Origin of the sequence: Pseudomonas sp. AM14(2022) (assembly GCF_036346455.1) — a bacterium.
Classification (GTDB): domain Bacteria; phylum Pseudomonadota; class Gammaproteobacteria; order Pseudomonadales; family Pseudomonadaceae; genus Aquipseudomonas; species Aquipseudomonas putida_A.
Window position 1 is genome coordinate 61,857 of record NZ_JAOTNY010000002.1, and the last position, 21,267, is coordinate 83,123.

The following is a 21,267-nucleotide window of genomic DNA, read 5'->3' on the forward strand; positions in this document are numbered from 1 at the left end:
CGCTTACCTCAATCGAGTGTGTCGCTGGAGACGTGCCACTTGTTCAAGAGCTGGTTGTAGCTGCCGTCGCTGCGCATGTCGGTGATGATCTGCTGCACGGCGGTGCTCAGTTGCGCATCATCCTTGCGAATGCCTAGCCCGGTCAGGATCCGGCTGAAGGCTGGCACACCTTCCTCGAACAGGTCTGGGGCCATCGCCGCGTAATAGCCGGCGGTTTCTACGGTGGTGCCGTAAGCGTCGACCTGATTGATGCGCAGGGCCTGGAAGGCATCGGTATCGGTGTTGTAGACCACCAGTTTCATCGGCGGCTTGCCGGCCTTGGTCAGGCTTTCATTTTCGGTGTCGAGCAAGGTCTTGATGGTCGAACCGTTGAGCACCGCGATCTTGTGCCCGCTGAGATCCGCAAGGGTTTTCAGCGCCTTCGGATTGCCCTTGGGCACCACCACCGCCTGGCTGGAATACATGTAGTTGACGATGTCGATCACCTCACGGCGCTCGGGCTTGTCGAACAACTGGTCGACGATCATGTCGCACTGTTTGGCGAGCAAGGCCGGGAGCAATCCGGAGAATGGAATCACCCGCCAATCGACCTTCTTGTCGTCTAGACGTTTGGCGATTTCCAGGCCGAGGTCGACGGTCAGCCCTTTGGGCTTTTGCGCTTCATCAAAAGACACCAGCGGCGGTGAATCCATGCCCGAGCAATAGGTGAGTTTGTCGACCTTGAACAGACGCTCCGGCACCGTGGGGGCGGCAAGCGCCCACTGCGAACAGAGGCCCAGGGAAATTGCAGCCAGTAACAGGCGAGACGTATGCATGACCAGACACTCCAGTTCGGTTAGTAACGGGGCAGTACTCAAAGTCAAAACATCGGCGGACTCGTGTTCCGCTCTGTGGTTATTTTTCCGATTGCAAAAATTTGATCAGTTCGGGGACGGTGCCTTCGATGTGCTCGCGCACCACGGCTTCGGCCTTGCTGGCGTCACCGGCGCGAATCGCATCGAGGATCATCTGGTGTTCCTGGCGCGCACTCAGGGGCTTTTCGATGTGCTGCAGCCACAGGCGCATCGGCGCTTCGATCAGCGAATAGAGGGCGCTTATCTGCTTCAGCAGTCGTGGGCGATCGCTGAGGCTGCACAGGTATTCATGGAACTTGCGATGGCGGCTGACCCACGCCGCACTCTCCTCGCGGTAGTCGTCCATTTCATCGAGCAGCCGCTCCAGCGCGGTCAACTGACGCTCGCTGATCTTGGGTACGGCGATGCGAATCGCCAGCCCTTCCAGGGCGCTGCGCATCTCGAACACTTCATGCATTTGCTCGACATCCAGACCGCTGACCACCGCGCCGCGATTGGGCCGCAGCGTCACCAGGCCCTGCGCATCGAGACGGCGAAAAGCTTCGCGCACCGGCATGCGGCTCATGCCGATTTCACTGGCGATGTCCTCGGCGATCAGCCGGTCGCCCTTGCGGTAACGACCACCGCAAATGCCTTCCAACAGAAAGTTGTAGGCCTCTTCCTCGGCGGTCATCGGTTGACGCTGATCGTAGGCGGGAGCGAATTGCATGGCAGCACCTTTTGTCTTTTTGTATCCAATTATCCACGGATACAAAAAAGCACGATGCATGCCAGATTTCACATGTGCAGCCCAAGCTTTTGATTTACATGATTTAAGCGGCAAAACGGCGATAAGACCCTGCCGTGCAAGACTCGAGCGGTGCTACCCGATCGCCCATGGCGAGCACCGCAAAGGTGCAGATTGGTAGCTGAGTAACACTCAACTGAATGGCAGCGCCGCTCCAGGAGCGACGCTTTTTTGTGGGCTGAAGGACAACTTCCCTTACAGGCCTGCCTATAGAAATAGGCAATCCTCCCAGACAAACCGGCATACCCTTGCCACGCCGCGCTGCCTACCATGTCGTTTCACCTATCCGTCGGAGCTTGCCATGCACAGCAGCAAAACCTTATTCATCACCGGGGTCAGCAGCGGCTTTGGCAGCGCGCTCGCGCAAGAAGCGATCAACGCCGGTCACCGGGTGATCGGTACCGTGCGCAACGAGGCCGATCTGAAGTCGTTCGAGGCCTTGTCAGCGGATCGGGCACACGGGGTGTTGCTCGACGTCACCGATTTCGAACGCATCGACGAGGTGATCGCCGACGTCGACGCCACACTGGGTCCGGTCGATGTGCTGGTGAACAACGCCGGTTACGGACATGAGGGCATTTTCGAGGAGTCACCGCTGGCGCAGATGCGGCGTCAGTTCGACGTCAACGTGTTTGGCGCGGCAGCGATGATCAAGGCGTTCGTGCCGTATTTCCGTCAACGGCGCGCCGGACACATTCTGAATATCACCTCGATGGGCGGCACCATCACCATGCCCGGGATTGCCTATTACTGCTCGAGCAAGTTTGCCCTCGAAGGGCTCTCCGGTACGCTGAGCAAGGAATTGCAGCCGTTCAACATTTTTGTCACGGCGGTAGCCCCCGGTTCGTTTCGCACCGATTGGGCCGGGCGTTCGATGCAGCGCACGGCGCGCAGCATTGCCGACTATGACGCCAGCTTCGACCCCGTGCGCAAGGCCCGCGAAGAGAAAAGCGGCAAGCAGTTGGGCGATCCGCGCAAGGCTGCACAGGCCATGTTGCAACTGATCGCCAGCGCCGCACCGCCCGCACACTTGCTATTGGGCAGCGATGCGCTGAATCTGGTGCGCGATAAACTGCAACGCAGCCTAAGCGAAATCGAGCAATGGGAAACCCTGACCCGCTCCACCGATGGCTGAGTCCCGGCACAGAGATCAATGCCCATGAGTCCATCCGATCCGTATACCGCGCGCATGGTGCAGTTGCTTGAACAGCTCGCGCCGCTGGAGGGTTACAACCTCAGTGCGCTGGAGGACGTGCGTTTTCTGCGCTCGAATCGGCCGCTGAGCAACACCCCGGTGCTGTATGACCCGGGCATCGTGATTATCTGTCAGGGGCGCAAGCGCGGCTTTCTGGGCGATGACGTCTACGTCTATGACGCACAGCATTATCTGGTGGTGTCGGTGCCGGTGCCGTTCACCATGGAAACCGAGGCCAGTGCGGCTGAGCCGATGCTGGCGGTGTATATGCGCCTCGACCTGCAGTTGGCCAGCGAATTGATGCTGCAGGTCGACGAGGTGTTCGGCCCCAGCGACGCTCCGCCCAAGGGCATGTACGCCTCGCCGATGGATGATCCATTGCGCGCCTCGACCCTGCGTTTTCTCGAAGCGATGAGCGATCCGGGCGACGCGCAGATCCTCGGGCCGGCGCTGGTCCGGGAGATCTACTACCGGATTCTGACCGGCGCCCAGGGCGGGTCGATGCGTGCGGCGCTCCAGCAGCAAGGGCATTTCGGCAAGGTCAGCCGGGCGATCCGGCGGATTCACAGCAGCTATGAACAGCGTCTGGACGTCGAGTCCCTCGCCGAGGAAGCCGGGATGAGCGTACCGAGCTTCCATGTGCATTTTCGCAACGTCACCGACTCATCGCCGATGCAATACCTCAAAGCCACGCGCCTGCATCAGGCGCGTTTGCTGATGCTGCGTGGCGCCATACCGGCCGCGACGGCAGCGTTCAACGTCGGTTATGAAAGCGCCTCGCAGTTCAGCCGCGAGTTCAAGCGTTTCTTCGGGCGCACGCCGCTGGCTGAGGTCGCGTGGATGAAAGCCACGTATGCCCTGCCCCAGTCCGCCACGCCCTCCCCGTATGTTTCTTCGCACTGAGCACCGTTCCCGGCCATCGCATGCCCGTCTCAAGGCAAAATCCCCGCGCATTCACTACGCTTGAGAAATCCGCCTCGGTGCAAGCCCGACAAACACATTGAACATTGCACGCAGGCCGCTGTTCCAGATGATTCAGACAGAGAATCAAGGACGAACATATGGATATCTTCGCTCCCGCTGCGCCGGTTCCGCCTCAGCAAAGCACAATCACCCGCCGCCTGGCGTTTGCGGTCGGCACGCTGTTTATCGTCGGGGTGATTGCCGCTATCGGCACCCTGCTCGGCATTGCCGCTCGCCTGGATCGCGAGGATGTCGAGCAGAACCGTTTCTACATGGCCCGCGCTCTGGAAAACCGCATCAGCACCTCAAAGAGCTACATCACCAGTTACGCCGACTGGACCACGGCTTACGAGCACTTGCACAACCAAGTCGATACCGACTGGGCCTACACCCAGCAGAACATTGGCAAGACGCTGTTCACCACTGACGGTTATGACGGCGTGTTCGTGCTGGATCGGCAGCGCACCAAATACGCCGTGGTGCAGGGGCAGCAGGAAGACGCGGACATCGCGCACTGGCTCGCGGTGCCTGCCGCGTCGTTGATTGATCAGGTGCAAAACCAGTCCGAGCTGACTGTACCTGTCAGCACCTACTCGCTGTTCGACGGCTGGCCGGCTCTGATCACGGCGGCGGCCATTCTGCCCAACGATGAGCGTCCGGTGGGCGATCCGCAACAGACCTCGGTGCTGGTATTCGTCGACAAGCTGACACCGGCCAAACTGCAGGCGCTTGGCGTGGCCTATGGCCTGAACAACTTGACGCTGATTCCGGATGAACAGCTCAGCGGGGAGCAACCACGCGTGCCGCTGGACAGTACCGGTTTCAGCTTGACGGCAGATCTGAAGCGCCCCGGGCAGCAATTGTTGTGGTCATTGCTGCCAACGCTTGGCGGCGTGCTGGCCGTGCTGATGCTGTTGACCGCCTATTTCCTGCGTCACGCCGTGCGATCGTCGACCTACGTCGATCAGAGTTTCAGCACGTTGAAGACCTCGAATCAGGCGCTGGAGGCGGCCAACCACGCACTGGAAGCCAGTGAAGAACGCTTTCGTGCCGTGGCCGAAGCCGCATCGGACTGGATCTGGGAAGTCGACAATCAGCTGCGCCTGACCTATCTCTCGGCGCGCTTCAGCGAGGTGACCGGTTACCCGCAAACCGAGTGGCTGGGGCAAGGCATCGGGCAACTGGTGTCCTGCGATACCACGCCGCTGGAGCTGTGGCTGAAAAAACTCACCGAAGACAGCAATGCCAGCGACCTGCGCTGCACCTACCGCGATCACGCCGGGCAGCAACGCCACTGTCGGCTCTCAGCGCGGCCGATCATCGAGAAACAAAGCGTGGTCGGCTATCGCGGCACCGCCAGTGACATCACCGACGAAGTCGCCGCCCATGCGCAGATCCAGCACCTGTCGATGCACGACGCCTTGACCGGCCTGCCCAATCGCAATCAGTTGTCGCGTTATCTGGATGACGCGCTGCTGCTCAAAGAGCATGCCCCGCCACTGTCGTTGCTGGTGATCGATCTGGACAACTTCAAGCCGATCAACGATTCCCTCGGCCATCCGGCCGGTGATGCGGTGTTGCAGGAAGTCGCCAGTCGCCTGCGCGAATGCACCCGTGAGCTCGACATCGTCGCGCGCCTGGGCGGTGACGAATTCGTCGTGGTGCTCAATGGCATGGACACTCGGCAGGAGGTCGACCGCTTTTGTACCCGGCTGGTCGAGAGCCTGCATCAGCCGATGGTCTTCGAACATCACCCGCTACACGTCGGCGCCAGCATCGGCATCGCCCTGAGCCGCCGTCAGGGCTTCGTACCCAGCGAGTTGATCCGTTGCGCCGACATCGCGCTGTATCAGGCCAAGTCCGAGGGCAAGAACACCTGGTGCTATTTCGAAGCGCACATGAACGACCAGATCCAGACCCGCCGGCAAATGGAAAGCGATTTGCGTGGCGCATTGAAGAACGACGAGTTCATCCTGCATTACCAGCCGCGCTACACCGTCGACGGCAAGCACATCGTTTCGGTCGAAGCGCTGGTACGCTGGCAACACCCAACCAAGGGCCTACTGGGGCCGAACGTGTTCATCGGCCTGGCGGAACAGACCGACCTGATCGTGGCGCTGGGGCGCTGGGTACTGCGCGAAGCCTGTGAAACCGCACTGAGCTGGCCGTCAGACATTCTGCTCTCGGTCAATCTGTCGCCGGCGCAGTTTGCCCTCAGCGATGTCGTCGAAGACGTGCGCGAAGCGCTGATCCAGACCCGTTTCCCGGCCAGTCGCCTGGAACTGGAAATCACCGAAAACGTGATGCTCGTCGACACCGACGGCGCGCTGGCCACGATGAATGCGCTGAAGCAACTCGGGGTGCGGCTGAACATGGATGACTTCGGCACCGGCTACTCGTCCCTCGGCTACCTGCGCGCCTACCCGTTTGACGGGATCAAGATCGACAAGCGCTTCATCGCCTCGATCAGCAACGGCGCCAACGATCGCGCCGTGGTTCAGGCGATCATCGGCCTGGGCAAAGCCATGGGCCTGACCGTCACCGCCGAAGGCGTGGAAACCGAGGAGCAACTGGAGATTCTCGGCAAGGATCAATGCAACGAGGTGCAGGGTTATTTCATGAGTCGACCGATCGACAAGAGCGCGTTTGCGCAGTTGTTGAAAAGCGCCAGGGCTGAACCGGCCGAGCATCCGTCGCCGAAGAAAGGGCGCGTCATTTAGCCGGCCTTGTATCACTGCCATTCAATCATTGAAATGCACAAAGCCCGTTTCGACACGCGTTGTTAATACGTTTTCCTGTTGACTTCAATTGGTTTTGTTCAGGGTGTGTTTAGGGCCGTCATGCTTGAATATTCCTCACCGCGGATCAGGCTCAACGTCAATCTCGCGCTACACACAAGTTCAATGCAGGCATCACCGGACTGTCAGGACTGCGGTCAAAAGAACAACGTCACCAAAGGGTTAACGATGGATCGATATGATGCCCCGCTTGTTGTAGGGCGCACTTCGCGGGCTGGAATGTTGACGGGGTTGATTACGAGAAATCCATGCCTGAGCATTTTTTTCATGACACTGGCCGTGTTCATGGCATTGCAGTACAAACCCGCTGTCCTGAACTACACAACACGTTTTGTCGACTTTGCCGAGTACATGTTGCTGCACGGCATCACACTGTTCCCGATTGCCGACGACCTCAAGCCTTATCCCGACTACACGGTCCTTAATACCTTGTTGGTCTATCTGGTTTCCCTGCCATTCGGCCGGATTTCCATTCTTTCCATGGGTATTCCGTCCTGCGTGGCCGCGTCGCTGATGCTGGTATTCATTTATCGGCTGGGCGCGCTGCACAGCAAAAAATGGGGCGCGTATGGCGTTCTTTTCAGCCTGCTCACCTGGGCTTTTCTTGACGGCGTCAACTCGCTGGCACTGGATGTCTATCCGGCGTTGATAACGGTGATGTGCTTCTACTTTGCCTATGCGGCCGATATAAAAAAGGACCCGCGTCGCCTTGCATTGCTGTACCTCGGGTTGGCACTGGGTTTCGCCTTTCGTGGGCCTATTGGCTTGATCGGGCCGGCGAGTGTCATTGGCGCTTATTACTTGCTGAGCCGGCAGTGGCGCATGTTGCTGCTGTTTTCATTGCTCTCGGGCGTAATTCTGACTGTTGGGGTTGCGCTGCTGGCATGGGCCGCCTACTTGCAAGGGGGGCAAGCGTTCCTTGAGGAAGTGCTGAACATGCAGGGCATCGGACGCTTCGGTTCCGACCACGCGCCACGCTATTACTTCTACTTCTCCGCAGGCTTGTTGACCTACGGCATCACGGTGTTTTACGCCATTAATGTAATTCTCAAGAAGTACAAACTGTTCTTCCGCTCGACCCGCGATAAAGACATCGACCTGCTGCTGTATCTGACCGGGTGGCTGTTGGTGCTGCTGGTGCTGTTCACTGTTCCCAGCTCGAAGAAAGCGCGCTACATCCTGGCAATCACCCCGGCCATTTCGCTGCTGGCCGCCTACCTTTTCGTCAGCAAGGAAGCCGCCTTGATCCGCGCCAAAGACGGCCTGCTGAACTTCTGCCTGAAGTTGCCCATGCTGGGGGTGGTGATGCTGGTGGCGGTGCTGGTCTACAACAACTTCGCCGATGTTCCGTTACAGCCCAACTACCTGGGCGTAGCCTTGGGATTGTCTGCGCTGCTGAGCTTCTACCATGGCAAACACCAGTACTTCGCCGAGCATCCCTATCGGGAGTTCATGACGCTGTCGATTGGCGTAGCGGCATTTCTGATACTGGATATGTTTTTCTTCAACCCGATCACCTACCACCTGGAACTCATGATCGAACCCACGCCGAAGTTTTTGCCGTATTGGTTTTGGTGAAGCTTCTTCCTGATTCATGAGTAAGCGACACGACTGTCCAGCATCCACATGTTGGTATCTGACAGGGTCATGACGCATTCAGGGTACTGAATCGGCGGCAGGGCCTGCACAAAAGCAGTCGTTTGCAGCAGGAAAAAAATAAAGGTGGCGCCCGCTTTCGCGAGCGACACCTTCATCCACTGCCCGCTAATCAAGCCTGCTTGTTCGCCTCTTCCAGCGCTTTTTCAGCGTTGAACCCGTCGAAGTTCTCGAATACGCCCAGAAAGCCCGGCACGGTCACTTCCCGCGCCCAGTCGCGCTGTAGTTCGCAGTACATTTGCACCCGACTGATGAGCTTCGCGCCCGCCTGTTCCATTCTGCGCAACGCCGCCTCGTGCGCGGCGAGCGATGTGCCGCCGACCGCATCGACAGGCACATAAACGTCATAACCTTCCTGGATCGCGTCGAGCACCGGGAATGTCAGGCACGCTTCGGTCCAGAGTGCAGTCATGATCAGCTTCTTGCGCCCGAGCGCCTTGACTGCCTGCTTGAATTGCGTGTCCTCCCAACTGTTTATCGATGTGCGGTCATAGGTCGGCAGATGGCCGAGCACCTTTTGCAGCTCCTGAATCGGCGGCTTGTTGCGGCCGGTCGCGACATTGACTGTAGAGTGGATGATCGGAAGGTTGTAGTTGACCGCCGCCTTCGCGACGCTGGTTATGTTGAAGACGAGTTCATCACGCGGCATCGAGCGGATCGAAGAAACCTGAACAGGTTGATAATCGATGATGATCAACGCCGAGTTTTCCGGGGTCAGTAGCTGATCGGTATGGGGGTTGCGGAGAGTCTCGCTTGCCATTGGTAAATCCTTTTCATGGGTGACGCACGTTTGTGAATCAGGCCGGAGCCTGTGCGGGTGATGGGTTCCGAGACACGTGCGAATGACGCCATGCCCGGAAAATCCATTGTGCTGTTCCCATGTTTGACGCAGTAGTAGCATTGCGCGACGTGCTGTGTCGCGAAAAGAGGAACGCAAGCGTGGATATCGAAGAACTGCAGACCTTCGTGGAAGTGGCTGATGCCGGGGGCATTTCGCAGGCAGCCCTGCGGCTTGGCGTGTCGAAATCGATCGTCAGCCGCCGCCTGGCTCGGCTTGAAACCGAATTGGGTGTGCAACTGCTGGCACGCTCCACGCGCGGGGCGGCGCTTACCGAGGCCGGTGCGACGTTCCGGGACTACGCCGCCAGGGTTTGCACCGAGATCGACATCGCCAAGGAAACGATCCTGCCCGCCGGCGCCCTCCGCGGCCGCTTGCGCGTGGCCGTGCCGCTGTCGTTCGGCCAGAGTCACTTCGCCCCGATGCTGGCGGAAATGGCGCGTCGGCATCCGCAGCTGCACATCCAGACCTGTTACAGCGATCGCTTCGTTGACCTCATTGCCGAGGGGTACGATTGCGCCATCCGGGTTGGCTATATGCAGGACTCCAATCTGATCGCCAGACGGATTGGCCCGGTCTACGGCAAGCTCGTCGCGAGCCCCGCCTACATCAACGCGCACGGCGCGCCCGAGACTCCGGATGAACTGCTTGCCCATCAGGCGCTCATGCAGGGCACCGAAGCCTGGCAATTCATGGATGGCGACAACGTCATCACGGTTCGTCCGCAAGGCCGCTTCAAGGCCGACAACGGCATCGCCCTGGTCGCCGCCGCGACCGCAGGCCTGGGTGTCGCCTACCTGCCCGACTGCCTCACCCATGAACACGTGGCATCCGGCGCACTGGTGCCGATCATGACAAACCATCCTCCCCCTCCGGCCGGTGCCTACATCATCCGCCCGCCGGGTCCGCACCCTGCACGCAAAATTCGTGTGCTCACTGAACTGCTGATCGAGTTCTTCGGCGAAACGCCACACCTGGCGGTGCAGCCGCTGTCACATCAGGATGATGCGCTGGTGTGAGGTTGGGCTAAACGAAAGAGACAGACATTCATCTTTATCCGCCGTTCGCGTCGGGCAGCGTCCGGTCAACGCGACTCGATAATTCCCAACCGAGCGTGCATCATCGCCAGGATCCCGTCGTGGTATCGAAGCCATCAGTGCAGAACCTGCCCGTCCGCAAAACGAGCCATTTGAAACGGAAGTCATCTCATGTTCGAACGTAACAAACTGTTCCGGAGTTAATGGTCACCAACCTGGATAGCAGCCTGGCATTCTGGGTTTTCGTCTGGGGTTCAAAGTCGCTTATCAACGCCCGGAAGATGGATTTGCATATCTTGATTTGAATGGTGCTCAAGTAATGCTTGAGCAGATTGATTCCGACGCGGGTCAATGGCTCACTGCGCCGTTGGCCAAGCCGTTTGGAAGAGGCATCAACTTACAGATTGACGTTGAGGCTGTCGCACCCATCATCCAGAAACTTGATGAGTCTGGATGTCCACTCTATCGAGAATGCAAAGACACTTGGTATCGGGCTGACAATGTAGAAATAGGCCAGCGTGAATTCATCGTCCAGGATCCCGACGGTTATCTCGTAAGGTTGGTAGAGCGGTTGGGTGAGAAACCGGCTTGCCCGTTCTGAAACCGAGCCAAGCCGTCCGTCAGCTTCGGGCCGGTGCAGCCCTTCACGACAGGCAGCAATCGGCCAGAAGCGGGCATCGGCAAGCGACCGCTGTTGCCTAATAGCGGCCGTTGTGGAATGCCAGGAAACGACCGATAACTGCCTTCGATACGCGACTTTCGCCCGACAGCGGCTCGATTGTAAGAATATGGCGGAGAGCTGCAAAACCGCCTACGCTTATAGAATGATTCCTCGAACACCTTGTCCATCTGGTGGTATAGAGCCGAGAGATCTGACTTCCTTTGACCGTCCACTTAACACCCACCCGGACCGACCCGCGCCTATAGCCAGCAACTGTCCCCTGAATCCGGTCCACACGACCAGCAGTACGGCGCAACGGGTAAAAGCCAGACCCAGTCCCCCCACCTGTCGTTCAAAAGCGACCGATGCCGCAGCACCTCTGGAAACGGGGGCGCTGTTCACGTTCTGCCATGAGGTCAATCCGTATGTATCGGCCGAGCACGATTCCTTACCAGCAGCATCTAGGGTTTAGCCGAACCTTCACTCAGGGGCATTTGAGCCTTGGATTATTCTTTCCCATGGAGGCGTTCGACGGGGACACTCCGAGCATGCTCAACCAGGTCACACTGGCTAAACAAGCCGAGGCGCTGGGCTTCTGCGCGCTCTGGTTTCGCGACGTGCCGCTTCGCGACCCTGGCTTCGGCGATGTCGGCCAAGTCTTCGACCCCTGGGTGTACCTGGGCTATATGGCTGCCCATACCTCGGAGATTGCGCTTGGCACCGCTTCCATTGCCATCCCTTTGCACCATCCCCTGCACACGGCCAAGGCGTCAGCCAGCGTCGATCAGTTGAGCACAGGTCGCTTGATTCTGGGGGTGGCTTCGGGAGATCGGCCGGTGGAGTTTTCGGCTTTTGGTGTCGATCCCGAAAGGCGTGGAGAAATCTTTCGAGAACACTACGAAGTGATTCGGCAAGCCCACAGCACCAGCTTTGAGCCCATCCACTGGAGCACTGGCGAAATGCACGGCGCAGACCTTATTCCGAAACCCACCACCCAATTCATTCCAATGCTCGTGACCGGCAACAGTCGCCAGTCACTGGATTGGATCGCGCGTGAGAGCAACGGATGGATCAACTATCCACGCATTCCGAACATGCAGCGGCTGGTCGTGGAAGATTGGCGGCTGGAGGTCACCAGGCAATGTGGCTCTGTGTACAAGCCCTTTACTCAGTCGCTGTACATCGATCTCGATGAGAATCCGTCCACGCCACCCACACGTATCCATTTGGGGTTCAAACTTGGACGTTACCATCTACGGTTTTTGCTGGAGTCGCTTGAGGAAATCGGCGTGGACCACGTCATTCTCAATCTCAAATATGGCCAGCGTCCTGCGGCGGAGGTTATTGAGGAATTGGGTACGCACATCGTTGCGCAGTTCGGAGTGCAGCCGCGTCCGGCAGCGCATTGAATATCGGTCACTGCTACGCCGACGGATGCTCACTTGACGAAGCCATCGTGAGCCTCCCCGAACTGAATGGAACTTCCTGTTGGATTTGCTTAACCGGGCAGCTTGGCCGCAAGGACGTCAACCTTCTCGATTGATGGCGGTTCGGCAAACAGCTCGGCAGCGTTTGCCATAAGCGCCGCCGCGACCTTGCCCGAAAGATGAGCCTGCCGGCCCGCTTCATCCGGGAATGCGTCAAAGATGCCAAAGGTGGACGGCCCCAAGCGGATTCCAAACCAGGCTGTAGTGGCTGGCTCGTCCTCCACTAAAGGAAGGCCGCTCAAGAGAAAGCGCTCCACCTCATTCTCTTTCCCAGGTTTTGCTTCCAGACGAACGAACAACGCTACTTTGACCATGACGTGGCTCCTGTTGTTACGGTGCGGCTGGTGCTATCTGGTCGCAATAGCTAAAAGGGGCATCCGGCAATTAACTATGGTCGACGACACCAGGATTACAAACCCAAAGAGACCAAGGGTAGCGTCGCATGTCGCTCGGACACTGAGAATGACGTAGTGGGCAACGTGCAAGCCGCAGACCAGCCGCTTGATCACTTTTCCCGAGCTGTGGCCTGATAATAAAGACTCAACGATATCTGAAATTCAGGAGAACATAACAGATCATGGTTACTGTCAGGCCGACCAATATGTACTCGACACGCGGTAGAAATATAACTAACCCACCTAAAGAAAGCACGATCAAGGTGTTTTGCAGTATGTATTTCCTTATTCGACTCACGGCTATGAAATAGCCATATTGCTTCCCCAGGAAAAACAATGCCATGCCGATGATCGACATGATCTGGAAATCGCGCATCGCAATGTCATTCAGGATCGCATGCCTGATCAAATTTGCCAGGAGTGCCAGCCCCATAAAAAGAAAAAGGTGCGAGTAGATCAAGGCGTGCCCACTCATACTGCTGTGATTTTTGCTCAGCAGGTAAAAGCTATCAAAATAGATCCACCAGATACTGCAAATCATGATGAATCCGGTGATGGCCGCCATCACATTGTAATAACCCCATTGAATGTTAGATAAGCCTCCGGAAAGGCTAATAATTGACTCCCCCAATAAGATTAGGGTGAGTAGGCCTATGCGCTCAACCAAGTGTTCTGTGTGTGCTGGCAACGGCTTTAGTTTAGTCCAGAAAAATACAGGAAACAGAATATCAAGAACAATCCCAATATAAGCAACTAGGTAACGCAAGGGCGGGTCAAAAATAACCGATGAGAGACTAATGACTGCGCTAATTAACAGGGCGAAGCCGAGCCTAGAGGAGAGCTCGCCGCGAGAATCGAATTTACTTATGGACGAAATGTACATGATGCTGATGATGGCACGTATGCCAAAATAGCAGACAATAATAAGCGGGTAGTTTACTTCCAGATCTTCCCCGATCCGTGCTGATAGCACAATGAGCAGGAGCATTATGAATAATGTTGCCAAACGGTGAAGATTGCTGTCTGTATCAAACCTGTTGGAGTAAATCGTGTGACTGGACCAGATCCACCACAACGGTACAAAAAGCAGCAAGAATATCCATAATTGCTTATGTTCAAAGTGGCCTTCATGAACATGTCCGAGAGTATGCGTAACCTGGCCTATCGTCACAACGAAAGTCAGGTCGAAAAACAACTCCAACCATGTGGCGTGTCGATTTTTTTCATAATACTTCAAAGATTTCATTAGCTGTCGGCTCCGTGTACACCTCTTTAATGTAGAAGGAAGCTAACGCTGGTTTGCCCTCGGCTCTGGTGTGGGTGATGCCAGGCCGATGTCGCAATCTAGCGATTTCGTCCGCGCACTAACAGAAGCTCAATCATCTGACTCATCTCGTTGAACTCTGGGACCCCGTCATAGCGAAGCCCGTCAAAGTAAAACGCCGGAGTACCGTTCACGCCGCTGCGTACACCGCCATTGAAGTCGGATTGTATTTTGGGGATGTAAGTGTCCTCTCGCATGGCAACGTCGAGTTCCTCGCTGGAAAGGCCGTGTTTTAGAACAATGGCGCGATACAGCGGCAGGCCCAATCGATCCTGATTTTCGTACAATTCGTCGTGGGCCTCCCAGAAGAACCCTCGACTACCGGCATGCTCCGCGGTGACCGCTGCACCCAGCGCATGCGGGTGAGCGGTGGTCAGAGGAAAGTTACGGAACACGAACAGCAAATCATCGCGAAAATGCTGTTGCAGATTCTTGACCATCCAATACGCTTCACCGCAATAGGGACATTCATAGTCACCAAATTCCACCAAGGTGACCTTGGCATGCGCACTTCCCTGGCGATGGTCGTTGGCACTTACCGGGACTTTGAGAGTGGCCATGTAATCACCTGTTAATTTTTGGTTGGCGTGCTTTGTGGTGAATTCGCCAGAGCATCCAGCGCATCCAGAATGCCGTCCGCCCCAGGGTTGATTGCCATTGGTGAGATGTAGCTCCAGGCGACCACCCCCTCCTTGTCAATCACGAACAGTGCCCTCTTACAAACTCCGAGCTGGGACTCGTACGCTCCATACTGTCGTGCCACCGCGCCTTTGGGCTCGAAATCGGCCAGCAGGCTGAAGTGGAAATTTCGATCTTTGGCAAAGGCCTGATGACACCAGGCGCTGTCAACCGAGATACCCAATAGCACCGCACCGTATTCTCTGAAGGTGGGTAACAACTGGTTGTACAAGGTCAGTTGGTCACCACACACCGAAGTCCAGTCAGCGGGATAAAACGCCAATATCACGGGATTTCCCTTTAGCTCACGCAGCGACAACTGTTGATCAGGGGTCGCGTGAAGAGTGAAGTCGGGAGCGACAGTGCCGGCCGGCAGCGGACCCTGAACCAGGTCGCCATTGGTTTTTTGTGCATCATCGAACTCTAAAGTATTCATTGCTTGAACCTTGATAGATGGGTGGTTGGGACGTGCTCAGTGGGATGCGACGTGCCCGGCGGGATAACTCCATCCACCATCAAGGGGTTCAAAAAAGACAACGCTGCCTCGAACTCAGCCTGAGCCTGAGTGATTTCGGCAGCGAAACGTTGACGTTCCGCATTAAGGAACACGAGAAGATCCGCCGTGTAATCGCGGAATTGGATTAGGCCATGTTGGCAGGGGAATGGTCGGATTCGCTCTGGCTCACCAATGACTATAGTCGTTGATGACGCTTACCGTAGTCGCTGAACGAATTTTCGATACCCTCACGTGCCAACAACACTCACGCGCTTATCTTGTTGCCATTTCAGGCGGCGTTTTAACACGATGATTTTGGCAGCTTTTTCGCCACTTCAGACAAATCTACATCTGCTTTCTGGACGACAACTGCTGCCCGTTACGACAAGCAGAAATCGACCAGAGGCAGACAATGAACCGCCTCCAGGTCGACAGAATGAAGGTTGATATGGGAAATGCTCTGGGCAAACGAGTCGTTGTCATTAGTGCCGGCATCGTGGGCGCTTCGCTGGCGTATCACTTGGCTGATAAAGGCGCAGATATCACCTTGGTTGAGGCTGAAGGTATCGCGTCGGGAGTGATTGGAGGTTGATCGATTCGTGCTGTTTTCTGCATCGACGGCAAGTGAGGAAGTGGTTGAGCATATCTACTGGGTCGAAGGCGATTGGTTCGATAACGGCCAAGCGGTGGATGCCGAGACTTACGTTCGACATTGTCCGGTGACTCGTCACCTTTTGAATGCTCGGCAATCCTTCTTTTGGCAGAAAGAGCAGGTTAAGGGAGAAGAGCGTTACCGGATGATTCGTTCTCCAGGTGGACCAGGAATTCAGGGGTTGCAGGTGCCAGTTTTTGGTCCACAGGGGCTTGAGGGCGCAATGAGCTTGGGGGGGGAGCCGGTGGATGGGAGCGCGCGGGTGCGCTTGGGACTCAGCCTGGTTGCGACGGCCGCTTTTTTCGCGGCTCGGCGGTTGCTTGAGGCGCCATTGGACGAAGCGTTAAGAACCCTTTCCCCGCGAGAGCGCGAAGTCATGGAATGGACGGCTGCCGGAAGACGGCAAGCGGATATTGCAGCGACTCTCGGTTTGTCGGAGCGTACAGTTGAAAATCACCTGCGCTCAGCACGCCGACGTCTGGGCGTGACAACGACAGCACAAGCCATCAGGATGGCCATTCGTAACGGCGAGATCGATGGGTAAGGACGCGGCAAGACGAGTGCTAGACGGTTTGGACTTCCGAGTAATTTCCTCATCAACTGATCTGAGTGTCCACTGTTGGCCGCAAGAAGCCACTCCCGACCGCCTGCTTCTGGCCGATAGCTGCCAGCCAAAGTCAACTATTTCCAACTCAGCGCAGACATTTCAAGGGATGGCGTTGGATTATCTCCAGACGTCATTCGAAGCCGTTCTTCCGCCATCCTCACGCCCGGTGTTCAAAATACCTCGTGGCTCGATCATCAATTTTGATGAGCGATGGAGTTCACCGGTACTGAATTCCATCCGGTCATCGCGGCCGCTGCACCTGACTCAAGTGTGGCGCTGAACCAGTGATCACAAATACCAGCGATACTCCCGCGCACTGATCTCCTGCATGAATGCCAGGTGATCCTGACGCTTGTTCTCGCAATACACGTCGACAAACTCGGCCCCCAATCCCGCACGCAGTTGTGGCTGATGCTGCAAGGCGCGCACCGCGTCGAGGATTTCCGTCGGGAAAGCGATGCCGCTGTTGCGATCGTCGTTAAGGGGCGGGATCGGCTCCTTGCCGGTTTCCAGACCATGTTCCAGGCCCACCAGAATCGCCGCCAGCACCAGATACGGGTTGGCGTCGGCGCCGGCCAGTCGGTATTCGATGCGCAGGTTTTTCGTGTCCGATTCGGGAATGCGCAGGCAGGCGTCGCGATCCTCGTAACCCCAGCTCGCCTGGGTCGCAGTGTTCACCGTGCCACTCAGGCGGCGCATGGCGTTCTGGTTCGGGGCGAAGATCGGCATGCTGTGCGGCAGCAGATCCAGGCAACCGGCCACCGCATGGCGCAGTGCTTGCTGGTGATTGGCGGCCAGCAGGTTATTGCCAGCGGCGTCATACAGGCTGACATGCACGTGCATGCCGCTGCCCGGATGCTCCACGTACGGCTTGGCCATGAAACTGGCGCGGTAGCCGTGCTTGAGCGCCACCCCGCGGGTGCTACGACAGAACAGCGCCGCCCAGTCCGCAGCGCGCAAGCCGTCGTCCAGATGGCCGAAATTGATTTCGAACTGCCCCGGTCCCAGTTCGGCGGTGATCACCGTGGCGTCGATGCCCTGAGCTCGCGTTGCTTCCACCATTTCGTCGAGCACTGGGGCGAAGCGCGACAGACGCTCGATGTGCATGTTCGGCTGATCATCGGCGTCGTCGGTCAGCTCGTCGCGAGGGAATTGTGGCAGGCCGTCGCGCAGTTTTTTGTCGAACAGATAGAACTCCAGTTCGAAGGCCACCACCGGGTGAATGCCTTTGCCCGCCAATCGATCCAGTACCTTCGCCAGCACTTCGCGGGGTTCGAATTCGATCGGTTTGGCGGTGCCGTCGGAGGTAATCAGCATCTGCCCCAGCGGTTGTGCTTCCCAAGTCACGGGCTTGAGTGTGCCGGGCACCAAGCGGCGCACGGCGTCCGGGTCGCCGTCGTTGAAACAGTAATCGCCAATCTTGAACAGACCGCCCTGCACGCCCAGCAACACGCAGTTCTGCGGCAGCTTCAGTGCGCTGCCCGCCGCGACTTTTTCGAGCATGTCCACCGGATAACGCTTGCCGTAAAAATGCCCCGGAATGTCCAGGGAAATCAGGTCGACATAACGCACCTCGGGGTAACGTTGGCGAAACGCCCGCACTTCGGCGAGCAGATCAGAGCAGACAGCGTCCATCGTGTTCATCCTTTGTTGTTATCAGGTGTAGACCCACAGCACGCGGGTGAGCTGCCCGGTGAGATTGCCGTAACGGCAATGGGTGTGACTGTCGAATTGAAAGCTGTCTCCGGCCCTCAAGGTGACCGGCTCGTCGTCGTTGCCCAGCCACAAGGTCAGTTCGCCTTCGAGCACATAACCGCCCTGCTCCGAGCTGTCGCTCATGTGGCGGTCGCCACTGCTTGCGCCGGGTTCCAGATGACTTTCGAGCATCGAGAACGAGGCGCGCATCTGCGGTGACACCAGAATGTCGGTGATGCCGTTGGCGTAATACAGCGTGCGTCGTTCGTCCGGACGGGTGACCCACGGCACTTGTTTGGCTTTGGGCAGGCTGTAGAAATAGGTGGTCGGCACGCCGAGGGTTTCGCTGATCGCGGTGAGGTCGGCCACGGTCGGGCGCGACAGCCCACGTTCGACCTGCGAGAGAAAACCCACCGAACGGCCGATCTTGTCGGCCAGCTCTTTGAGGGTGTATTTCTTGTGCTTGCGCAGGTCGTGGATCAGGATCGCCAGCGCGGCGATTTCTTCTTGCTTGTTCATGATCAAAATCTCATCAAATGCTGTCGCGCAGCCGATACCAGGCCTTGCCGATGGCCTCCAGCGGTGCGGCGAAGTGCTTGCCGCCGGGGAAACGGCCATTGCTCAGGCCCTGGTACAACGCCAACTCATCGTCCTTCCCGAGAATCGCATCGGACACCGCACGGGCGGCGGCCAGCGTCGGCAACACGCCGTGCCCCGAATAACCCTGAAGCCAATAACGATTGCCCTCGCCGCCGACATCCGGCGTACGGTTCATGGTCAGATCGATATGCCCGCCCCAAGCGAATTCCACCTCTACACCTTTAAGCTGCGGAAACACGCGTTCGAGAAACGGCCGAGTCGCCGCCGCAATGTCCTTGGGCATGCCGCCCAGATAGGTGCAGCCACCGCCGAACAACAAGCGGTTGTCCGGCGTGCGACGGAAGTAATCGAGAACAAACTGGTTGTCGGTCACGCAGACGTTACTCGGCAGCAGCGCGGTGGCTTGCTCCGGTGTCAGCGGCGCGGTGGCGACTTGATAAGTGCCGACCGGCAGGATGCAGCTGGAGAGTTGCGGGTCGAGCTCATCGAGATAGGCGTTGCAGGCCAACACCAGCACGTCGGCCTTCACCGCACCGCGCTCGGTATTGACCCGGAAACCGCTGCCCTCCTGCTGATAACTCAACGCTTTGCTTTGCTCATGAATACGCCCGCCGGCCCGCTCGATGGCGGCGGCCAGCCCGAGGGCGAGTTTCAGCGGATTGAGGTGTGCGCCTTCGGCGTCAAAGAGCCCCGCCTGATAACGATCGCTGGCGACCCACCGCGGCAAGTCTTCACGAGGAATGAACTGCAGACCGTCGTGGCCCCACTTGTGACTGGCTTCGTGTTGCCACTCAGTCAGCAGGCTGACCCGACGCGGCATCACCGACGTCCACAAATGGCCCGGGCGATAGTCGCAATCGAAACCATGCCGCCCGGGCAATTCACGCAGCTCCTGCGCAGCCCAACGCATGCCATCCCACAGACGCCTGGCGCGCTCATATCCAAGCGCAGCCTCCAGTGGCGGCATGTCGCACGACCAGCCCAAAATCGCCTGCCCGCCATTGCGTCCCGACGCGGCCCACGCCACGCGACTGGCTTCGAGTACGGTGACGCGCTTGCCGGCCAAGGCCAGACGCAACGCGGTGTGCAGCCCACTGAAACCGGCCCCGATGATCACCACCTCGGTGTCGTGCGCACCTTCCAGTGCCGGTCGTGTGCTGAGAATATCGGCGCAACTGTGGGCGTAATAACTGGCGACATGCTGCTGGGATTGCTGAAACATTCGGCGCCTCATGAAATTTATTTCTTATAATTTCATGAAAATCTACAGAACAAATTTCATATCGGCAACCGACAACTGTTTCACTCACACAGATCAATGCTCCAGCGCATAACGCCGGCAATGCTCCAGATAACCTTTCTCATGGCTGCCAACCAACTGCACAACACTGGACCACAGCCACGACGGTGCATCCAGCGTCTTCGAGCGACACGCCTGCAGTTCACGCATCCATGAAGCCCGGGTGCTCATGTCCATCTGCCGGGCATGGGCCAGCCCCACGACGCGGGCCAGATAGCCGGCGGCGAGCATCGCGTCGGTCTGGCTCAACTGATCCAGCTCCAGTTTCATGTCTTGAGGCAGCAGTTCGCGGATGAAGAAGCCATGGTCGAGCACCCGTGTGGCGATCATCCGATTGCCCAGGCCCGGCGAGAGAAAACGCGCGCCTTCAACCACACGTTTGCCGTTGTCGCGCGGCATCGCGGCTCGCGCCACCCGAGGTGCGGCGGCGGCAATCGCTTCCTTGATATCCAGCAGGCAATATTCCTGATCATCGCCCTCGCCCACACCGAGTAGCACCGCATAACGCTTGAGTCCCAGCGAGCTGCAGCCTTTGACCCAATAGGCCGAGTCGAGCATTTTCACCCGGTCGTCCTTGTTGCGGCCCTTCAATGAGGTCACCAGCGTGTGCAGGTCTGGCGTGGCGCAAAGGGTCTTCAGCGCACTGCGTTCTTCCCGTGACAGCGACCAGAAATGCTTGCCCAGCGGAATAGTTGGTTTGGTGCTCTCGATGCGCTCCTGGGCCAGATGCTTCCAGGTGCGCTGCACCGCGCTGCGCATGCCGGCCTTGACTTGCGCAGGTCTTGGCGGCTCTTTGTCGACGTCGTCTTCGAATGCTTGTTCATAGCCGCGCATCATCTCTTCAAGCATGCGGGCGGTGGCGACGCCGGGCAGGTCCGAACCTCGGGCGGCGGTGGCCAAGGACAGCGCCAGGCGTACCAGATCATGCGCGGGGTTGCCGATAACGGTTTGGTCGAGGTCGCGGATGTGGATGTCGATGCGCCCCTTCAGATCGCCGGTCGGCCCGAGATTGCCGGCATGACAATCGCCACAGATCCACACCGGCGGCCCTTTCGGCAGGCTGCGCCCGGGCTGGCTGTGCAGCCACTCATAAAACTGCACCGTACTGCCACGGACATAGGCGTGGGCGGAGCGGGCCATTTTCAGATTGCGCAGTTGCGACAGCGGTTCAAGACGTGCGGAGGGCCGTGGGGTTTTCATGGACGCTTCTTGCAGAGAATGTGTCCTGTTGACCGCCGGTCGCT

Annotated in this window: 19 protein-coding genes and 2 pseudogenes; 9 read left to right on the forward strand and 12 right to left on the reverse strand. The window is 57.9% G+C overall.

Annotated elements, in window-relative coordinates; genetic code table 11:
- Nucleotides 1–8: 8 nt before the first annotated feature.
- Nucleotides 9–815: an ABC transporter substrate-binding protein gene (locus V3W27_RS03965; RefSeq protein ID WP_330205971.1), complete on the reverse strand. Its 807-nt coding sequence runs from the start codon at nucleotides 813–815 to the stop codon at nucleotides 9–11.
- 79 nt (nucleotides 816–894) lie between these two features.
- Nucleotides 895–1,563 (reverse strand): GntR family transcriptional regulator, encoded by a 669-nt coding sequence (locus V3W27_RS03970; protein ID WP_098964038.1) that lies wholly within the window; start codon nucleotides 1,561–1,563, stop codon nucleotides 895–897.
- A gap of 379 nt (nucleotides 1,564–1,942) precedes the next feature.
- Here V3W27_RS03970 and V3W27_RS03975 point away from each other — a divergent pair, with 379 nt between their 5' ends.
- The 4 genes from V3W27_RS03975 (at nucleotide 1,943) to V3W27_RS03990 (ending at nucleotide 8,175) form a co-directional block, all read left to right on the forward strand.
- Nucleotides 1,943–2,776: an oxidoreductase gene (locus V3W27_RS03975; protein ID WP_330205972.1), complete on the forward strand. Its 834-nt coding sequence runs from the start codon at nucleotides 1,943–1,945 to the stop codon at nucleotides 2,774–2,776.
- Between the two features lie 24 nt (nucleotides 2,777–2,800).
- A complete protein-coding gene (locus V3W27_RS03980) occupies nucleotides 2,801–3,739 on the forward strand; it encodes an AraC family transcriptional regulator (protein WP_330205973.1) in 939 nt (312 codons plus the stop codon).
- 158 nt (nucleotides 3,740–3,897) lie between these two features.
- Nucleotides 3,898–6,519, forward strand: coding sequence for a bifunctional diguanylate cyclase/phosphodiesterase (locus V3W27_RS03985; RefSeq protein WP_330205974.1), 2,622 nt, complete (start codon nucleotides 3,898–3,900; stop codon nucleotides 6,517–6,519).
- Nucleotides 6,520–6,864: 345 nt separating this feature from the next.
- A complete protein-coding gene (locus V3W27_RS03990; protein ID WP_330206254.1) occupies nucleotides 6,865–8,175 on the forward strand; it encodes an ArnT family glycosyltransferase in 1,311 nt (436 codons plus the stop codon).
- Between the two features lie 14 nt (nucleotides 8,176–8,189).
- On the opposite strand, the gene V3W27_RS03995 is transcribed toward V3W27_RS03990, so the two are convergent.
- The gene (locus V3W27_RS03995; protein ID WP_247267466.1) at nucleotides 8,190–8,351 is read right to left on the reverse strand and encodes a hypothetical protein; all 162 of its coding nucleotides are present in this window, start codon (nucleotides 8,349–8,351) and stop codon (nucleotides 8,190–8,192) included.
- Between the two features lie 14 nt (nucleotides 8,352–8,365).
- Entirely contained in the window at nucleotides 8,366–9,013 is a 648-nt protein-coding gene (locus tag V3W27_RS04000) for a hydrolase (RefSeq protein WP_247267465.1), read from the reverse strand.
- A 179-nt stretch (nucleotides 9,014–9,192) separates the two neighbouring features.
- Between V3W27_RS04000 and V3W27_RS04005 the strand changes: the two genes are divergently transcribed.
- From V3W27_RS04005 to V3W27_RS04015, 3 genes and pseudogenes are all read left to right on the forward strand, one after another.
- Nucleotides 9,193–10,110, forward strand: coding sequence for a LysR family transcriptional regulator (locus tag V3W27_RS04005; RefSeq protein WP_330205975.1), 918 nt, complete (start codon nucleotides 9,193–9,195; stop codon nucleotides 10,108–10,110).
- 189 nt (nucleotides 10,111–10,299) lie between these two features.
- A pseudogene (locus V3W27_RS04010) lies at nucleotides 10,300–10,729 on the forward strand (bleomycin resistance protein).
- 485 nt (nucleotides 10,730–11,214) lie between these two features.
- Nucleotides 11,215–12,198, forward strand: a complete 984-nt coding sequence (locus tag V3W27_RS04015; protein WP_330205976.1) for an LLM class oxidoreductase — start codon at nucleotides 11,215–11,217, stop codon at nucleotides 12,196–12,198.
- A gap of 89 nt (nucleotides 12,199–12,287) precedes the next feature.
- Here the strand turns inward: V3W27_RS04015 and V3W27_RS04020 are convergent, their stop codons facing one another.
- The 4 genes from V3W27_RS04020 to V3W27_RS04035 form a co-directional block, all read right to left on the reverse strand.
- Nucleotides 12,288–12,590, reverse strand: coding sequence for a putative quinol monooxygenase (locus V3W27_RS04020; RefSeq protein ID WP_330205977.1), 303 nt, complete (start codon nucleotides 12,588–12,590; stop codon nucleotides 12,288–12,290).
- Between the two features lie 226 nt (nucleotides 12,591–12,816).
- Complete coding sequence (locus V3W27_RS04025; protein WP_330205978.1) at nucleotides 12,817–13,917, reverse strand: low temperature requirement protein A; 1,101 nt, start codon at nucleotides 13,915–13,917, stop codon at nucleotides 12,817–12,819.
- A 98-nt stretch (nucleotides 13,918–14,015) separates the two neighbouring features.
- Nucleotides 14,016–14,555 (reverse strand): DsbA family protein, encoded by a 540-nt coding sequence (locus V3W27_RS04030; RefSeq protein WP_007967054.1) that lies wholly within the window; start codon nucleotides 14,553–14,555, stop codon nucleotides 14,016–14,018.
- A gap of 11 nt (nucleotides 14,556–14,566) precedes the next feature.
- Nucleotides 14,567–15,109 (reverse strand): redoxin domain-containing protein, encoded by a 543-nt coding sequence (locus tag V3W27_RS04035; RefSeq protein WP_007967055.1) that lies wholly within the window; start codon nucleotides 15,107–15,109, stop codon nucleotides 14,567–14,569.
- 508 nt (nucleotides 15,110–15,617) lie between these two features.
- Between V3W27_RS04035 and V3W27_RS04045 the strand changes: the two are divergent.
- Together V3W27_RS04045 and V3W27_RS04050 are read left to right on the forward strand one after the other, a co-directional pair.
- Nucleotides 15,618–15,755: pseudogene (locus V3W27_RS04045) on the forward strand (FAD-dependent oxidoreductase); the annotation flags it as partial.
- Complete coding sequence (locus V3W27_RS04050) at nucleotides 15,751–16,365, forward strand: PA1136 family autoinducer-binding transcriptional regulator (protein WP_330205979.1); 615 nt, start codon at nucleotides 15,751–15,753, stop codon at nucleotides 16,363–16,365. The pseudogene V3W27_RS04045 and the gene V3W27_RS04050, both read left to right, overlap by 5 nt.
- Nucleotides 16,366–16,716: 351 nt before the next feature.
- Here the strand turns inward: V3W27_RS04050 and V3W27_RS04055 are convergent, their stop codons facing one another.
- The 4 genes from V3W27_RS04055 to V3W27_RS04070 all read right to left on the reverse strand — a co-directional run bounded on the left by V3W27_RS04055 (nucleotide 16,717) and on the right by V3W27_RS04070 (nucleotide 21,223).
- Entirely contained in the window at nucleotides 16,717–18,063 is a 1,347-nt protein-coding gene (locus V3W27_RS04055; RefSeq protein WP_330205980.1) for a glutamine synthetase family protein, read from the reverse strand.
- 21 nt (nucleotides 18,064–18,084) lie between these two features.
- The gene (locus V3W27_RS04060) at nucleotides 18,085–18,642 is read right to left on the reverse strand and encodes a helix-turn-helix domain-containing protein (RefSeq protein WP_027614278.1); all 558 of its coding nucleotides are present in this window, start codon (nucleotides 18,640–18,642) and stop codon (nucleotides 18,085–18,087) included.
- A 13-nt stretch (nucleotides 18,643–18,655) separates the two neighbouring features.
- The gene (locus tag V3W27_RS04065; protein ID WP_330205981.1) at nucleotides 18,656–19,945 is read right to left on the reverse strand and encodes an NAD(P)/FAD-dependent oxidoreductase; all 1,290 of its coding nucleotides are present in this window, start codon (nucleotides 19,943–19,945) and stop codon (nucleotides 18,656–18,658) included.
- 93 nt (nucleotides 19,946–20,038) lie between these two features.
- Nucleotides 20,039–21,223, reverse strand: a complete 1,185-nt coding sequence (locus V3W27_RS04070) for a DUF2252 family protein (protein ID WP_330205982.1) — start codon at nucleotides 21,221–21,223, stop codon at nucleotides 20,039–20,041.
- Between the last annotated feature and the right edge of the window lie 44 nt (nucleotides 21,224–21,267).

What these genes read in the sequence shown, in the direction of transcription:
- V3W27_RS03965 (WP_330205971.1), bottom strand. Translation starts at nt 815, where the DNA reads ATGCATACGTCTCGCCTGTTACTGGCTGCAATTTCCCTGGGCCTCTGT.
- V3W27_RS03970 (WP_098964038.1), bottom strand. Translation starts at nt 1,563, where the DNA reads ATGCAATTCGCTCCCGCCTACGATCAGCGTCAACCGATGACCGCCGAG.
- V3W27_RS03975 (WP_330205972.1), top strand. Translation starts at nt 1,943, where the DNA reads ATGCACAGCAGCAAAACCTTATTCATCACCGGGGTCAGCAGCGGCTTT.
- V3W27_RS03980 (WP_330205973.1), top strand. Translation starts at nt 2,801, where the DNA reads ATGAGTCCATCCGATCCGTATACCGCGCGCATGGTGCAGTTGCTTGAA.
- V3W27_RS03985 (WP_330205974.1), top strand. Translation starts at nt 3,898, where the DNA reads ATGGATATCTTCGCTCCCGCTGCGCCGGTTCCGCCTCAGCAAAGCACA.
- V3W27_RS03990 (WP_330206254.1), top strand. Translation starts at nt 6,865, where the DNA reads ATGACACTGGCCGTGTTCATGGCATTGCAGTACAAACCCGCTGTCCTG.
- V3W27_RS03995 (WP_247267466.1), bottom strand. Translation starts at nt 8,351, where the DNA reads ATGAAGGTGTCGCTCGCGAAAGCGGGCGCCACCTTTATTTTTTTCCTG.
- V3W27_RS04000 (WP_247267465.1), bottom strand. Translation starts at nt 9,013, where the DNA reads ATGGCAAGCGAGACTCTCCGCAACCCCCATACCGATCAGCTACTGACC.
- V3W27_RS04015 (WP_330205976.1), top strand. Translation starts at nt 11,215, where the DNA reads ATGTATCGGCCGAGCACGATTCCTTACCAGCAGCATCTAGGGTTTAGC.
- V3W27_RS04020 (WP_330205977.1), bottom strand. Translation starts at nt 12,590, where the DNA reads ATGGTCAAAGTAGCGTTGTTCGTTCGTCTGGAAGCAAAACCTGGGAAA.
- V3W27_RS04025 (WP_330205978.1), bottom strand. Translation starts at nt 13,917, where the DNA reads ATGAAATCTTTGAAGTATTATGAAAAAAATCGACACGCCACATGGTTG.
- V3W27_RS04030 (WP_007967054.1), bottom strand. Translation starts at nt 14,555, where the DNA reads ATGGCCACTCTCAAAGTCCCGGTAAGTGCCAACGACCATCGCCAGGGA.
- V3W27_RS04035 (WP_007967055.1), bottom strand. Translation starts at nt 15,109, where the DNA reads ATGAATACTTTAGAGTTCGATGATGCACAAAAAACCAATGGCGACCTG.
- V3W27_RS04055 (WP_330205980.1), bottom strand. Translation starts at nt 18,063, where the DNA reads ATGGACGCTGTCTGCTCTGATCTGCTCGCCGAAGTGCGGGCGTTTCGC.
- V3W27_RS04060 (WP_027614278.1), bottom strand. Translation starts at nt 18,642, where the DNA reads ATGAACAAGCAAGAAGAAATCGCCGCGCTGGCGATCCTGATCCACGAC.
- V3W27_RS04065 (WP_330205981.1), bottom strand. Translation starts at nt 19,945, where the DNA reads ATGTTTCAGCAATCCCAGCAGCATGTCGCCAGTTATTACGCCCACAGT.
- V3W27_RS04070 (WP_330205982.1), bottom strand. Translation starts at nt 21,223, where the DNA reads ATGAAAACCCCACGGCCCTCCGCACGTCTTGAACCGCTGTCGCAACTG.